This window comes from Dethiosulfovibrio salsuginis, from assembly GCF_900177735.1.
GTDB classification, from domain to species: domain Bacteria; phylum Synergistota; class Synergistia; order Synergistales; family Dethiosulfovibrionaceae; genus Dethiosulfovibrio; species Dethiosulfovibrio salsuginis.
In genome coordinates this window covers 1-1254 of record NZ_FXBB01000066.1, presented here as the reverse complement: position 1 = coordinate 1254, position 1254 = coordinate 1, and the positions used below count along the sequence as shown (strand labels likewise).

General features: G+C 49.3%; 2 protein-coding genes. Both read left to right on the top strand.

Annotated elements, in window-relative coordinates; genetic code table 11:
- The first annotated feature begins 447 nt into the window (after positions 1-447).
- Positions 448-603, top strand: a complete 156-nt coding sequence (locus B9Y55_RS13330; protein ID WP_159448363.1) for a hypothetical protein — start codon at positions 448-450, stop codon at positions 601-603.
- 156 nt (positions 604-759) lie between these two features.
- Positions 760-1101 carry a YkvA family protein gene (locus B9Y55_RS12940; protein WP_085545755.1) on the top strand — a complete coding sequence of 114 codons (342 nt, stop codon included), beginning with the start codon at positions 760-762 and terminating at the stop codon, positions 1099-1101.
- Positions 1102-1254: the final 153 nt, after the last annotated feature.

The following is a 1254-nucleotide window of genomic DNA, read 5'->3' as shown; positions in this document are numbered from 1 at the left end:
TGATTAATCCCTCTCTACCCACCGAGTTCCCCTCAGGGGGATTAAGCAAACAGCCAGCCAATGATCCCATCACAGGATTATCGGCTGGCTGTTTGCTGTTATTGCTATCGGGCCTTGAGGGCTGTTGCCCTTGAGACCTCTTTTGTCGGCTAGCTATCATGTCTCTAAAAAGGTAAATACAAGTTGAGCGCTGAGCGCAAGCTCGACGTATCGACTGTGAAGAGGAGGGATTACATGATCGGTAACGACTACGGTGACGACTACTTTAATGACTACGGTAATTACTCCATTCTGTTCTTGCTTCTCAAGATCATCATCCGACTGTAAGGCTAAATAGCTGAGTATCTGAGCTGGTTAGCTGGCCGCTTCGGGGTAACCCGGAGCGGTTCCCCTTGGATAGACCTACTTACTGTACATAGAGGAGGAATATACATGAGCTTTATCGGTGTGCTTAGGAACGTTACCATTGGGGCTAGTGTCGGTGTTGCCCTCGTCACCGCCCTTCCTTTCTTTGGAGCCGTAGGGGCTATCACTGCCACAGGTACGACTGTTGGCTCCGTCGGTGGTGGTTTGGCCGGTTTTATCGACCGCATCTCCGACTAGTTGTTAGCTGAAACGCCGAGCATTGAGGCCTTGAGGGATATTGCCCTTAAGGTCTGTTTTTTGGGCTCGCATATCTCTAAGGGCGATGTCTCTAAAACAATAAATAAAAAGCAAGGGGCCAGGAGGCCCAACCATACAAAATAGGAGGTAATACATATGAATAAGGATTTTAACGAGAACAAGGAGAAGTACGTTGATTCTTTCAGCGACAAAGGCCTTTCGGATAAGCTCAGCAACAGCAGCTTTAGCAAGTCCTTCCTCATAAAGGTCCATATCCTCTGGGAGGTCCTTAAGTCCCCTGCGACTCCTTTGACGGTCAAGCTCGGGATTATCGCCGTTTTGGGGTATTTCATCTGCCCTATCGACCTCATCCCCGACTTCATCCCCGTGCTGGGGCATTCCGACGATCTCGCCCTTATCGTCGCCGAGCTGGCTTACATCGCAAGCTATATCACCCCTGAAATCGAGAGGAAAGTTTACAGTAGGTTCTCTCAGTAAAGGCCCACGTCCAGCGGAGGGTGGCTCGCTTTCCAGCGGGCTGCCCTGCTCAAAAGGCATCTAAGAGAATAAATACAAGGCAAGAGGCCCCTAGTGGGGCCTCTATTTTTATACGAAAAAAGGAGGAAATATCATGAGCAAGAACTACTTTTT

Bases quoted from the DNA above. Each gene is read 5' to 3' on its own strand.
- B9Y55_RS12940 (WP_085545755.1), top strand. From the start codon at position 760: ATGAATAAGGATTTTAACGAGAACAAGGAGAAGTACGTTGATTCTTTC.